Origin of the sequence: Priestia sp. FSL W8-0524, from assembly GCF_038005965.1 — a bacterium.
Taxonomy (GTDB): Bacteria; Bacillota; Bacilli; order Bacillales; family Bacillaceae_H; genus Priestia; species Priestia zanthoxyli.
This window is the reverse complement of the sequence record NZ_JBBOUG010000001.1, coordinates 3,048,775-3,060,482: the sequence shown is the minus strand read 5'-3', so window position 1 is coordinate 3,060,482 and position 11,708 is coordinate 3,048,775. Positions and strand designations below refer to the sequence as shown.

20 protein-coding genes and 1 pseudogene are annotated in these 11,708 nt (G+C 38.6%); 19 read left to right on the top strand and 2 right to left on the bottom strand.

Features of this window, described 5'->3' with window-relative positions; translation table 11 throughout:
• Positions 1 to 35 precede the first annotated feature (35 nt).
• The 16 genes and pseudogenes from NST66_RS15835 to NST66_RS15760 all read left to right on the top strand — a co-directional run.
• On the top strand, positions 36 to 521 hold the full coding sequence (locus NST66_RS15835; RefSeq protein WP_114896028.1) for a general stress protein: 486 nt from the start codon (positions 36 to 38) through the stop codon (positions 519 to 521).
• 447 nt (positions 522 to 968) lie between these two features.
• On the top strand, positions 969 to 1,229 hold the full coding sequence (gene gvpA, locus NST66_RS15830; RefSeq protein ID WP_013058000.1) for a gas vesicle structural protein GvpA: 261 nt from the start codon (positions 969 to 971) through the stop codon (positions 1,227 to 1,229).
• A 60-nt stretch (positions 1,230 to 1,289) separates the two neighbouring features.
• Entirely contained in the window at positions 1,290 to 1,775 is a 486-nt protein-coding gene (gene gvpT, locus NST66_RS15825) for a GvpT/GvpP family gas vesicle accessory protein (RefSeq protein WP_088048852.1), read from the top strand.
• 25 nt (positions 1,776 to 1,800) lie between these two features.
• The gene (gene gvpQ, locus NST66_RS15820; protein WP_071272784.1) at positions 1,801 to 2,274 is read left to right on the top strand and encodes a gas vesicle protein GvpQ; all 474 of its coding nucleotides are present in this window, start codon (positions 1,801 to 1,803) and stop codon (positions 2,272 to 2,274) included.
• 19 nt (positions 2,275 to 2,293) lie between these two features.
• On the top strand, positions 2,294 to 2,566 hold the full coding sequence (gene gvpA / locus NST66_RS15815; RefSeq protein ID WP_071272787.1) for a gas vesicle structural protein GvpA: 273 nt from the start codon (positions 2,294 to 2,296) through the stop codon (positions 2,564 to 2,566).
• Between the two features lie 82 nt (positions 2,567 to 2,648).
• Positions 2,649 to 2,915 carry a gas vesicle protein GvpO gene (gene gvpO, locus NST66_RS15810; protein WP_045294307.1) on the top strand — a complete coding sequence of 89 codons (267 nt, stop codon included), beginning with the start codon at positions 2,649 to 2,651 and terminating at the stop codon, positions 2,913 to 2,915.
• Positions 2,916 to 2,943: 28 nt separating this feature from the next.
• The gene (gene gvpN, locus NST66_RS15805) at positions 2,944 to 3,870 is read left to right on the top strand and encodes a gas vesicle protein GvpN (protein ID WP_098627563.1); all 927 of its coding nucleotides are present in this window, start codon (positions 2,944 to 2,946) and stop codon (positions 3,868 to 3,870) included.
• A gap of 14 nt (positions 3,871 to 3,884) precedes the next feature.
• Positions 3,885 to 4,652 carry a GvpL/GvpF family gas vesicle protein gene (locus tag NST66_RS15800; protein WP_028414532.1) on the top strand — a complete coding sequence of 256 codons (768 nt, stop codon included), beginning with the start codon at positions 3,885 to 3,887 and terminating at the stop codon, positions 4,650 to 4,652.
• 1 nt (position 4,653) lies between these two features.
• Positions 4,654 to 4,920: a gas vesicle protein GvpG gene (locus tag NST66_RS15795; protein ID WP_013084016.1), complete on the top strand. Its 267-nt coding sequence runs from the start codon at positions 4,654 to 4,656 to the stop codon at positions 4,918 to 4,920.
• Positions 4,921 to 5,730, top strand: coding sequence for a GvpL/GvpF family gas vesicle protein (locus tag NST66_RS15790; protein ID WP_028414531.1), 810 nt, complete (start codon positions 4,921 to 4,923; stop codon positions 5,728 to 5,730).
• A gap of 17 nt (positions 5,731 to 5,747) precedes the next feature.
• Complete coding sequence (locus NST66_RS15785; RefSeq protein WP_028414530.1) at positions 5,748 to 6,038, top strand: gas vesicle protein; 291 nt, start codon at positions 5,748 to 5,750, stop codon at positions 6,036 to 6,038.
• Complete coding sequence (locus NST66_RS15780; RefSeq protein WP_028414529.1) at positions 5,989 to 6,273, top strand: gas vesicle protein K; 285 nt, start codon at positions 5,989 to 5,991, stop codon at positions 6,271 to 6,273. Before NST66_RS15785 ends, NST66_RS15780 begins: the two co-directional genes overlap by 50 nt.
• A 21-nt stretch (positions 6,274 to 6,294) precedes the next feature.
• Complete coding sequence (gene gvpJ / locus NST66_RS15775) at positions 6,295 to 6,597, top strand: gas vesicle protein (RefSeq protein ID WP_028414528.1); 303 nt, start codon at positions 6,295 to 6,297, stop codon at positions 6,595 to 6,597.
• A 36-nt stretch (positions 6,598 to 6,633) separates the two neighbouring features.
• Complete coding sequence (gene gvpT / locus NST66_RS15770; RefSeq protein ID WP_186807953.1) at positions 6,634 to 7,509, top strand: YtxH domain-containing protein; 876 nt, start codon at positions 6,634 to 6,636, stop codon at positions 7,507 to 7,509.
• 23 nt (positions 7,510 to 7,532) lie between these two features.
• Positions 7,533 to 7,949 carry a gas vesicle accessory protein GvpU gene (gvpU, locus tag NST66_RS15765; RefSeq protein ID WP_013057987.1) on the top strand — a complete coding sequence of 139 codons (417 nt, stop codon included), beginning with the start codon at positions 7,533 to 7,535 and terminating at the stop codon, positions 7,947 to 7,949.
• A 51-nt stretch (positions 7,950 to 8,000) separates the two neighbouring features.
• Positions 8,001 to 8,486, top strand: a pseudogene (locus NST66_RS15760) (DMT family transporter); the annotation flags it as partial.
• A 34-nt stretch (positions 8,487 to 8,520) separates the two neighbouring features.
• Here NST66_RS15760 and NST66_RS15755 read toward each other — a convergent pair.
• Complete coding sequence (locus NST66_RS15755) at positions 8,521 to 8,736, bottom strand: hypothetical protein (protein WP_013057984.1); 216 nt, start codon at positions 8,734 to 8,736, stop codon at positions 8,521 to 8,523.
• Between the two features lie 273 nt (positions 8,737 to 9,009).
• Between NST66_RS15755 and NST66_RS15750 the strand changes: the two genes are divergently transcribed.
• The 3 genes from NST66_RS15750 (at position 9,010) to NST66_RS15740 (ending at position 11,161) form a co-directional block, all read left to right on the top strand.
• A complete protein-coding gene (locus NST66_RS15750; RefSeq protein WP_071272807.1) occupies positions 9,010 to 9,945 on the top strand; it encodes an aldo/keto reductase in 936 nt (311 codons plus the stop codon).
• A 365-nt stretch (positions 9,946 to 10,310) separates the two neighbouring features.
• Positions 10,311 to 10,694: a MerR family transcriptional regulator gene (locus NST66_RS15745; protein WP_025751010.1), complete on the top strand. Its 384-nt coding sequence runs from the start codon at positions 10,311 to 10,313 to the stop codon at positions 10,692 to 10,694.
• A gap of 20 nt (positions 10,695 to 10,714) precedes the next feature.
• On the top strand, positions 10,715 to 11,161 hold the full coding sequence (locus NST66_RS15740; protein WP_071272810.1) for a GNAT family N-acetyltransferase: 447 nt from the start codon (positions 10,715 to 10,717) through the stop codon (positions 11,159 to 11,161).
• 298 nt (positions 11,162 to 11,459) lie between these two features.
• Here NST66_RS15740 and NST66_RS15735 read toward each other — a convergent pair whose 3' ends face one another.
• Positions 11,460 to 11,606 carry a YjcZ family sporulation protein gene (locus NST66_RS15735; protein WP_013057978.1) on the bottom strand — a complete coding sequence of 49 codons (147 nt, stop codon included), beginning with the start codon at positions 11,604 to 11,606 and terminating at the stop codon, positions 11,460 to 11,462.
• Positions 11,607 to 11,708 lie beyond the last annotated feature (102 nt).

Genomic DNA, 11,708 nt, shown 5'->3' with positions numbered 1-11,708 from the left:
TCGGGTACACACAACATTAATGAGGAGGAGATAGTATGGAAGCAAAAGCTAAGAATGTTGTGGGAGTATATGAAACGGAACAAGAAGCAATTCATGCTGTAGAGAGTTTAAAAAAAGAAGGATACGCATCAGAAGAAATATCTATCATAGGTAAACATAAAAAGACTAAAAAAGTTCAGAAAGAAACGAATACAAAAGCAGAAGGAGCAGCAACTGGAGCGCTTACCGGAGGTACGCTAGGGAGCTTGACCGGAATATTAGCAGGTGCCGGCGCTCTTGCAATCCCGGGAATAGGCCCAATTGTGGCGGCTGGTCCGATTGTAGCTACATTAACAGGTGCAGCAGCTGGTGCGAGTGTAGGAGGTCTGTCAGGTATTTTAGTCGGTATGGGAATTCCAAAACAGCAGGCCGAGCACTATAATGATTCTGTTAAAGAAGGCAGCCTGCTTGTTTTAGTAGACAAAGAAGACTGTGATCATGATGGAAACCCGAAAGCTCCTTTAACCGGAATGATTTTATAGAACGTATAATATGTAGGAGAAAGCTGTCGCAGTGCGGCAGCTTTTTTTATGCGCTGATTTTATTCAAGTGAACTTAATGAACAATAATATTCCATAATAGTTAAAAATATCAAAATATGTCGTGGTGTATCGAGTGATAATATGCCTTAAATTATAATGTAATATTATTGTAACAATAATGTATTTATTGTTTTATTTTGGAATCAAAATCTTGATGAATGCTTTAATAGAAGGATTTAAGCGTAATTAACATCCATAAATTAACTGTAAACTATTATACGAAGTAGAATAATTTTCTAATTTATTTTCAAGAATTAATTTTTAGCAAATTATTCATGTTTGAAAGATGGTTAAAAAGTATATTTCAAAAGTATGTTTACTTAAAAAGTTAAGCAGGTTGATTAGTAGCATCATTCATTTAGCTAAATTTCGAAAGGAGCTGCTAAAATGAGTATTCAAAAAAGTACAGATAGTTCTAGTTTAGCAGAAGTGATTGATCGAATTCTCGACAAAGGAATTGTCATCGATGCTTTTGCCCGAGTATCACTCGTAGGAATTGAAATTTTAACGATTGAAGCGCGAGTCGTTATTGCAAGTGTCGATACGTGGCTTCGCTACGCAGAAGCGGTCGGGTTATTAACCGACAAAGTAGAGGAAGAAGGGCTGCCTGGCCGAACAGAAGAGCGAGGTGCAGGGCTTAGCTTTTAAGTCTTTTAATCGTAAGAAAATTCATTAAATAAATAATAATAAGAGAAAAGAGGATGAAACATGTCAACAACTGATAATAATGTGCAAAATGAAAAACAAGAAAATCAGCAGCAGGAAGAAAAAACGCAAAACTCTTTAAATCTTGCTATTTTAGGAGGCGTAGTAGGAGCGGGAATTGGCCTTCTTTCAAGTCCGCAAACGAGTAAAAAAGTACTCAGCCGCTTAGGACAATCAGAAATTGTACGTGCGACAGGACAAGAGTTAAGAAGAAACGCACAGGATATTTTAACGCAGCAAGCGATGGGAGCATTAAGACAGACGGCTACAGGCTATCTTGAAAAAGACAATCTAAGCAAGCTGCTGGCACCTAAAAAGAAAAAAGAAGAAACATCAAATGAACAGGGAAATTCGCAGGAAGAAGTCAGCCAAAGCGCAGAAATGGAAACGTCTCAGTACGAAGAGCTAAAAGAAGAAAATAAAAATATGAACGACCAGCTGCAGCGCATTGAAGAGATGCTAAACAAACTCATGGACGCGAAGAAGTAAGATATCCGTCCTTAAGGGGAATTTCATGGATAAAAAAGATGTGGAGAAAGCAGCCTTAAAAGCAGGAAAAAAGATCATCGATCATACACCTGAACCTGTTAAGGAAAAGGTAGAAGAAAAGGTTAAAGAAAAAGCGAAAGAAAAATTTGTCGAAAAAACTGAAGGGAAACTGCAGGAAAAAGCAAATGAAGCGTCAGAAAAACTGCAGGAAACAAAAGAAAAAAATGCCCAAAAGGTACACGGCAAAGGGGAAGACGCAAAAGAAAAGCTTCAAGACGTCTTACTATCAGTAAAAGATAAGCTTAGCGATGTGAAAGAAGCTGGAGAAAACTTTCAAGAAAAAGTTTCTTCTTCAGACGATAAAGATAAGTCAAAAAACAAGCGGAAAATAAAAGGCGTAAATCAGATTAAAAAAGCAACGGATATTAAAAGCTCTACTAAGATTAAAAGTTCCACTGATATTAAATCATCTACAGATTTAAAAACAATGGGATCATAAGCGAAAGGAGAAATGGGATATGTCTATTCAAAAAAGTACTAATAGTTCAAGCTTAGCAGAAGTCATTGACCGTATTTTAGATAAAGGAATTGTTATTGACGCTTTTGCAAGAGTGTCTGTTGTAGGGATTGAAATTTTAACAATTGAAGCACGAGTGGTTATTGCCAGTGTTGATACATGGTTACGCTATGCAGAAGCAGTAGGGCTTCTTCGTGACGACGTAGAAGAAAACGGTCTTCCTGAACGTTCAAATTCAAATTCAAGTGAAGGACAGCCGCGTTTTAGTATTTAGTATTTAGTATGAAATGATACGGAACCTTCCTTTTTTAAGGGTGGTTCCAGCTTTTAGATTTAACTATTGGAGGCTACTAAAGATGGAAATTAAAAAAATTATGCAAGCCGTGAACGACTTTTTTGCTGAAAACGTAGCTCCTCCTCATAAAATTACCTCGGTGGAAACTACTGAAGATGAAGGCTGGAGAGTTATTGTTGAAGTCATTGAAGAACGAGAATATATGAAAAAGTACGCAAAAGATGAAATGCTCGGAACATATGAGTGCTTTTTAAATAAAGAAAAAGAAGTTATTTCATTCAAGCGACTCGACGTCAGATATAGAAGCGCCATTGGCATTGAAGCATAAACGATAAGATGGCAGGAGGAACGTAAAAATGACCGTCTTAACAGACAAAAGGAAAAAAGGCAGTGGAGCTTTTATACAAGATGACGAGACAAAAGAGGTTCTTTCAAGAGCGCTGAGCTATTTAAAATCCGGCTATTCCATTCATTTTACAGGTCCTGCCGGCGGAGGTAAAACCTCTTTAGCGCGAGCGCTTGCTAAAAAGAGAAAGCGTCCTGTGATGCTGATGCACGGGAATCACGAGCTCAACAACAAAGATTTAATTGGCGATTTTACGGGCTATACGAGCAAAAAAGTAATCGACCAGTATGTTCGTTCTGTTTATAAAAAAGATGAACAAGTAAGTGAAAACTGGCAGGATGGACGGTTGCTTGAAGCCGTAAAAAACGGCTATACGCTGATTTACGACGAATTTACTCGGTCTAAGCCTGCGACGAATAATATCTTTCTATCGATATTAGAAGAAGGCGTGCTGCCGCTGTATGGAGTGAAAATGACCGATCCTTTTGTACGCGTGCATCCCGATTTCCGCGTCATCTTCACGAGCAACCCAGCTGAGTATGCTGGCGTATATGATACGCAAGATGCGCTTCTTGACAGGTTAATTACTATGTTTATTGATTATAAAGACATCGACAGAGAGACAGCGATTTTAACGGAGAAAACGGATGTAGAAGAAGACGAAGCGCGCACAATTGTAACGCTCGTAGCAAACGTGCGAAACCGCTCTGGAGACGAAAACAGTAGCGGGCTTAGCCTGCGGGCTTCGCTTATGATCGCTACCCTTGCTACGCAGCAAGACATTGCTATCGATGGAAATGACGAAGATTTTCAAACGTTATGTATGGATATTCTGCATCATCCGCTTACCAAATGTTTAGACGAGAAAAATGCAAAAAGCAAAGCCGAAAAAATCATTTTAGAAGAGTGTAAGAATATAGACACTGAAGAAAAGTAAAGGAGCTTGAAAACATGAGTGAAACAAACGAAACGGGCATTTATATTTTTAGCGCCATTCAAACGGATAAAGACGAAGATTTTGGATCGGTAGAAGTAGAAGGAACAAAAGCTGAAACGTTTTTGATTCGCTACAAAGACGCGGCGATGGTAGCAGCTGAAGTGCCGATGAAAATTTATCATCCTAATCGCCAAAATCTATTAATGCATCAACACGCAGTAGCAGCGATTATGGACAAAAATGATACGGTTATTCCAATCAGCTTTGGGAATGTATTCAAATCAAAAGAAGACGTAAAAGTTCTTTTAGAAAACCTTTATCCGCAGTTTGAAAAGCTGTTTCCAGCCATCAAAGGAAAAATTGAAGTTGGTTTAAAAGTAATTGGAAAAAAAGAATGGCTCGAGAAAAAAGTAAACGAAAATCCTGAACTTGAAAAAGTATCAGCCTCCGTAAAAGGAAAATCAGAAGCAGCCGGTTATTATGAGCGTATTCAGCTTGGAGGAATGGCTCAAAAGATGTTTACTTCCCTGCAAAAAGAAGTCAAGACAGATGTGTTTTCTCCGCTTGAAGAGGCAGCGGAAGCAGCAAAAGCAAATGAGCCAACGGGCGAAACAATGCTTTTAAACGCTTCTTTCTTAATTAACCGAGAAGATGAAGCGAAGTTTGATGAAAAAGTGAATGAAGCGCATGAAAACTGGAAAGACAAAGCCGATTTTCATTACAGCGGTCCTTGGCCTGCTTATAATTTTGTGAACATTCGCCTAAAAGTAGAAGAGAAATAACGTGCTTCACAAATTAGTAACCGCACCTATTAACCTTGTAGTAAAAATCGGCGAAAAAGTACAGGAAGAAGCTGATAAACAGCTATATGACCTTCCAACGATTCAGCAAAAACTCATTCAGCTTCAAATGATGTTTGAGCTTGGTGAAATTCCGGAAGAAGCGTTTCAAGAAAAAGAAGATGAATTGTTAATGAGGTACGAAATCGCGAAACGCAGAGAAATTGAACAATGGGAAGAGCTGACAAAAAAAAGAAATGAGGAATCCTAGATGGGAGAATTACTGTATTTATACGGTTTAATTCCAACAAAAGAAGCAGCAGCCAGAGAGCCGTTTCCATCTTATAAAGGGTTTGACGGAGAACATTCACTGTACCCAATAACGATTGATCAGGTGACGGCTGTCGTTTCTAAGCTGGATGCTGACGCCTATTCAGAAGAAGTGATTAAAGAAAAAATGGAGCAGGATATGAGCTGGCTGCAGGAAAAAGCATTTCATCATCACGAAACGGTAGCCGCTTTGTACGAAGAATTTACGATCATTCCATTAAAATTTTGCACCATTTATAAAAGTAAAGAAAGTCTGCAAGCAGCTATTGAGCTTAACAAAGAAAAGCTAGAGAATTCACTGACGCTGCTTCAAGGAAATGAAGAGTGGAACGTGAAGATTTACTGTGATGATAAAGAGCTTAAAAAAGGAATCAGCGAGACGAATGAAAGCGTAAAAGCGAAAAAAGAAGAAATTAGTCACTTATCACCAGGAAGACAGTTTTTTGAAAAGAAAAAAATAGATCAGCTGATTGAAAGAGAATTAGAGCTTCACAAAAACAAAGTGTGTGAAGAGATACATGACAAGCTCAAAGAACTGTCGCTTTATGACTCTGTTAAAAAGAATTGGAGCAAGGACGTAACGGGCGCAGCTGAACAAATGGCGTGGAACAGCGTGTTTCTTCTCCCGTCTCTGCAGATCACTAAGTTTGTAAACGAAATAGAAGAGCTTCAGCAAAAGCTTGAAAATAAAGGCTGGAAATTTGAAGTGACGGGACCATGGCCGCCCTATCATTTCTCGAGCTTTGCGTAAAGTGAGGAATTAACATTATGTCTCTTAAACAATCCATGGAAAATAAAGATATTGCTCTTATTGATATTTTAGATGTCATTTTAGATAAAGGAGTCGCCATTAAAGGAGACTTAATCATTTCCATAGCCGGCGTCGATTTAGTGTATTTGGATTTGCGGGTGCTAATTTCTTCGGTTGAAACGCTTGTGCAAGCAAAAGAAGGAAATCGCAAACCCATAACTTCTGAACAATTTGATAAACAAAAGGAGGAATTACTGGATGCAACCGGTCAGCCAAGCAAATGGACGAATCCACTTGGATCCCGATAAAGCTGAACAAGGCTTAGCGCAGCTTGTGATGACAGTTATTGAGCTATTGAGGCAAATCGTTGAACGTCATGCCATGAGGCGGGTGGAGGGTGGAACGTTGACGGACGAACAAATTGAAAACTTAGGAATTGCACTAATGAACTTGGAAGAAAAAATGGACGAGTTGAAAGAGGTGTTCGGTCTGGACGCAGAAGATTTAAATATTGATCTTGGACCGCTAGGCAGCCTGCTTTAAGCGGTCAGTGGGAGGAACAGTATGGCAGTCGAACATAATATGCAGTCAAGTACGATTGTAGATGTGCTCGAAAAGATTTTGGATAAAGGAGTCGTCATAGCGGGGGACATCACCGTAGGAATTGCAGATGTCGAGCTATTAACGATAAAGATCCGCTTGATTGTGGCTTCGGTTGATAAAGCAAAAGAAATCGGCATGGACTGGTGGGAAAATGATCCCTATCTCAGTTCAAAAGGAGCCAATAGTAAAGCGCTCGAAGAAGAAAATAAAATGCTGCATGAGCGGTTAAAAACGCTTGAAGAAAAAATAGAAACAGAACGTTAAAAACTGTACGCTACTTAAAAAATGGAGGGATTTACAATGGCAACTGAAACAAAATTAGATAACACACAGGCAGAAAACAAGGAAAACAAAAATACGGAAAACGGTTCAAAAGAAAAGAACGATTCAAAAGCAAGCAAAACAACAAGCAGCGGGCCAATCAAACGAGCGGTAGCAGGAGGTATCATCGGTGCAACGATTGGATATGTATCGACTCCTGAAAATCGAAAAAGTCTCCTTGACCGCATTGATACAGACGAATTAAAAAGCAAAGCATCTGATTTAGGAACAAAGGTAAAAGAAAAATCAAAAAGCAGCGTGGCCAGCCTGAAAACATCTGCGGGAAGCTTGTTTAAAAAAGATAAATCAAAAGATGATGAAGAAAACGTAAATTCTTCTAGTAGCGAAACAGAAGACGATAACGTTCAAGAGTACGATGAGTTAAAAGAAGAAAATCAAACGCTTCAAGACCGTTTATCACAGCTTGAAGAAAAAATGAACATGCTTGTTGAGCTTAGCCTCAATAAAAATCAAAATGAAGAAGCGGAAGATACAGATTCCGACGAAGAAGAGAACGATGAGAACGAGGAAAACGAGCAGGACGATGAAAACGAAGAAGAAACATCTAAGCCTCGTAAAAAGAACAAAAAAGAAGAGGAGCAAGAAGAGGAAGAAGAAAGTGAAAGTGACGAAGACAGCGAGGAAGAAGAGGAAGATTCTCGTTCAAACAAAAAAAATAAAAAAGTAAAAACAGAAGAAGAAGACGAAGAAGAGGAAAGTGAAGAAGAAAAAAAGGAAGCGAAACCAAAAAAGTCAACAGCTAAAAAATCAAAAAATACAAAAGCAAAGAAAAACACGGATGAAGAAGATGATGACGCAACATCTCTTTCTAGTGAAGACGATACAACAGCCTAAGACGTAAAGGAGGAAAGAAAGACATGAGTACAGGCCCTTCTTTTTCAACTAAAGACAATACGCTTGAATACTTTGTGAAAGCTTCTAATAAACACGGCTTTTCACTTGATATTTCATTAAATGTAAACGGCGCTGTGATTTCCGGTACCATGATTTCAGCAAAAGAATACTTTGATTACTTAAGCGAAACGTTTGAAGAAGGCAGCGAAGTGGCTCAGGCGCTAAGCGAACAATTCTCTTTAGCAAGCGAAGCGAGCGAATCAAACGGAGAAGCAGAAGCCCATTTTATTCATTTGAAAAATACAAAGATCTACTGTGGAGACAGTAAGTCTACTCCTTCAAAAGGAAAAATCTTTTGGAGAGGAAAAATAGCAGAAGTAGACGGATTCTTCTTAGGGAAGATTTCTGATGCGAAATCAACGAGTAAAAAGAGTTCATAAAAAAACGGCGGGGTGATTGCCCCGCCGTTTTTTAGTGATGAGATGTGCAGCTTCTTTTTACTAACAAACGGCTCTGTTTCTTCACTGTCTGTTTCTGTATCTGCCGCTGTTTGAGGAGTGTTGTCAGGTGTAGAAGCATTTTATACGCTGTATGCCGTGCCGCTGATTAAAAAGTGCAGTTCGCTTGTTATCGTTGGCTGGGCAATGGTAATCGGGGGAAGCGTAATGAGCTTTATTCATCCGCCTTGGGAAGCGTCAAGCTTATCACCAATAACCTGGGGATATATTTTATTTGTTATTATTTTTGGCACGATGCTTGCTTTTTGGTTTTATGTAGAAAGCCTGCCAAGTCTTTTACCTAAAGAAACGAGTTTGCTTGGAAGTTTAGAACCTTTAGCCGCTGTTATCACAACCGTTGTTTGGCTGAAAGAGCCTTTTGGTTTTTATCAATGGATTGGCACAGCTTGTATTATTGGGTTAGTTCTATTACTCACACGAACGAAACAAGCATCTTCTGAAACGACACTTTCAGCATAAATAGGGGCTTGCTAAAAGAAGAAGCAAACCAATGTCACTTTGCCGCCGAATCTGTAGAAACTCGTTTGACTTTTAAAATCTTTACATATTGAATAAACACTCTTTCTTTTGTAGAGACATTTAATTTAGCAAGCCTTGATGCGTCATCTCGGTTTTTAGCAGATTCTATCACAAAAGTTCCTTTGATTTTGGCTTCATCTTTTAGAACGGAATACTGTATTTCAAATCGTTTTGCTTTCGTTTTCTGCATAGTGATTGATAAGCTCCTTTGCCTGATAGATTAATGTATTGCTATGAAATAAGCTTCGATAAAAAGGAAGAAAAGAACGTAACATATACTACTAAATGAAATGCAGAGCGGCAGTGACTTTTATCACACCACCACCTAGTATTTCATCTTTTTACCAAAAAAGATAGGGTGTTTTCCCGTCGCTGCTTATAAAATCTTTGATTCTTTCTGCTTGACCTAGAGTTAACTCTATGGTTTATCTTGTAGTAGTATCATTTCAAGGAGGGGCTTTATATGAAGTATCATACAATTGCTAATACTGACTTACACGTATCAAATTTAATTATGGGAAATATGCGTTTAACAGAACTTTCTTTACAAGAAGCAGAGAAGCTAATCCGCACAGCGATGGAAGAAGAAATTAACTTTTTTGACCATGCGGATATTTACGGTCCTGATTATGTAGGACAATGCGAAGAATATTTTGCAAACGCTATACAAATGAATTCAAGTCTTCGTGAGAAAATGGTGATTCAAAGTAAATGCGGCATTAACTCAGCGAAAAATTACTATGACTTTTCAAAGAAGCATATCATAGACTCTGTTAACGGCAGCTTGGAGCGTTTAAAAACAGATTACTTAGATCTTTTATTACTTCATCGTCCAGATCCGCTAATGGACCCTGAAGAAGTAGCAGAAGCGTTTAATGAACTTCAAAACAGCGGAAAAGTACGTCACTTTGGTGTGTCGAATCACAACCCAGCGCAAATTCAGCTGCTTGAAAAATACATCAAACAAAAGCTTGTCGTAAACCAAGTGCAGTTCAGTATCGCACATACGCCAATCATTGACTCTGGTATTTCTTTAAATATGGGTATCGATCAAGCTGTGAACCGCGACAGCAGTGTGCTTGAATATTGCCGTTTAAATGATATAACGCTTCAAGCATGGTCGCCATTCCAAAACGGATTTTTTGAAGGACCTTTCCTCGGCGATAAAGAGAAATTTGGAAAGCTAAACGAAGTGATTGATCGCATCGCAAATAAATATAGCGTGACGAATACAGCGATTGCCGTTGCGTGGATCACAACTCATCCTGCAAACATCCAAGTAGTGCTTGGTACTACAAATATTCAACGTATGAAAGATGCAAGTAAAGGTTCAGAAATCAAGTTAACGCGCGAAGAGTGGTACGATATTTATAAAGCCGCTGGCAACATGGTGCCTTAAGCGCTGCAGTTCTTAAAATAAAACAGGTAACTCCGTTCGGATATGGAACGGAGTTACCTGCGTTTTACGATAAGTAACTGCTGGTTAAGCTAGAAAAAGATTTAACAGCAGCTCAATTATTTTGGTGACGCCAAGACCTAATACAAAGGCAATAAAACCGCCAATTACAATGGTAAGCATCATGTGAGCAGTATTCATCGTATCATCCTTTCTGATTTGAATGTATGTTGCTGCTTGTACAAGAATTTTGCAGCATAAGGAGCGCGGTGAAGAAGACTATAAAAGAATAAATCCTCGAGATAACTGGAGGTCAAGGCAAACTCATCATGTTTTTCTGAGAAGGTTAAAATGTAGGAGGAAGCAATATGACGTATACCATTTCACAAGTTGCAAAGAAATTGAACGTGACAATTTATACCATTCGCTATTATGATAAAGAAGGGCTTTTTCCATTTTTAGATCGTACAGCGTCAGGGAATCGTATTTTTAAAGAACAAGATATTGAATGGATTGATTTAATTTGCTGCTTAAAAAGCACGGGTATGCAAATTAAGGACATTCGGACGCTTATTGAAAACTGTACGCTTGAAAATGCCGTGCTTGATAAAAGTCTGCAAATGCTGATGGATCATAAAAAAGCAGTGCAAAAAGAAATCGAAGAAATCCATCACAAGCTTGAGACGATTGATTACAAGATTAAGCACCTGCCGGAAATGTACGAGCGAATTGTTAATAAGCCTTCAAACTAAACAAAAAAGGAAGCGTGGAAATGATTGAAAAAGTAGTACCTTTTACTGCAGAGAATATGCAGCAGTGCATTGACTTGTATCTAGATGTATTTACAAGAAAGCCATGGAATGAACAATGGACGGAAGAATCAGCTAAAGAAAGGCTGACTGATCTACTGAACACGCCTAAATTTATCGGTTATTTATTTTATGACCAAGGCGATTTGATTGGCATGATTGCAGGTCACGCGAAAAAATCATACAGCGGTATGACCTTTTACGTGGCCGAGCTTTGCGTCAGCGCAAGCGTGCAGGGAAAAGGATATGGTTCAGCTATCTTAAGCCGGTTTGAGAACGAACTTCAAAGACACGATATCAACAGCTTGTATCTCTTGACGGCGACTGGAGGAGCTGCACAGGCTTTTTATGAAAAAAACGGCTATGCTGTAAATGATCAGCGCGTCGTCTTGAAAAAATCGTTTGTATAATTTTTTACATAAAGCGGGAAGAGAGTTGCAGAGTGGCTCTCTTTTTAATTACTCTTTTTATCTATTAATATGTAGAAGAAAGGGAAGTATGAACAAGAAAAATAAGGTAATGAGAAGGCGTAAACAAGGAACGGTAGATTAAAAAGCATGTTGTTTTTTCTCAGTGGTGAGTCTCATTATGAGTACACTTAAAAACAGTGCCCATTATGTGGACACTGCTTTTTCATAATAAAGTGGAAAGCTAGCTTTTGGTAAAAAAATTAGTGGAAATGAAGCTGTTTATCATTATTTCTAATGATTAGCAACCGCCAAATCCTCCCCAGCAAGCACAGCCGATAATGATTAATAAAATGAATAATACGATGATTAAAGCAAAGCCACTGCCAAACCCGCAGCCGCCGCCGTAACCGTAACCGCCATAACCACAGCCACCATAGAAGCCCATATATTTCACCTCCAAGTTCTGAGTACATTTTTAACATATGCCCGAAATACAAAAGTGCTCCAAAAATATCCAATGATTTCAATGAAAATAAAAAAAGATAAG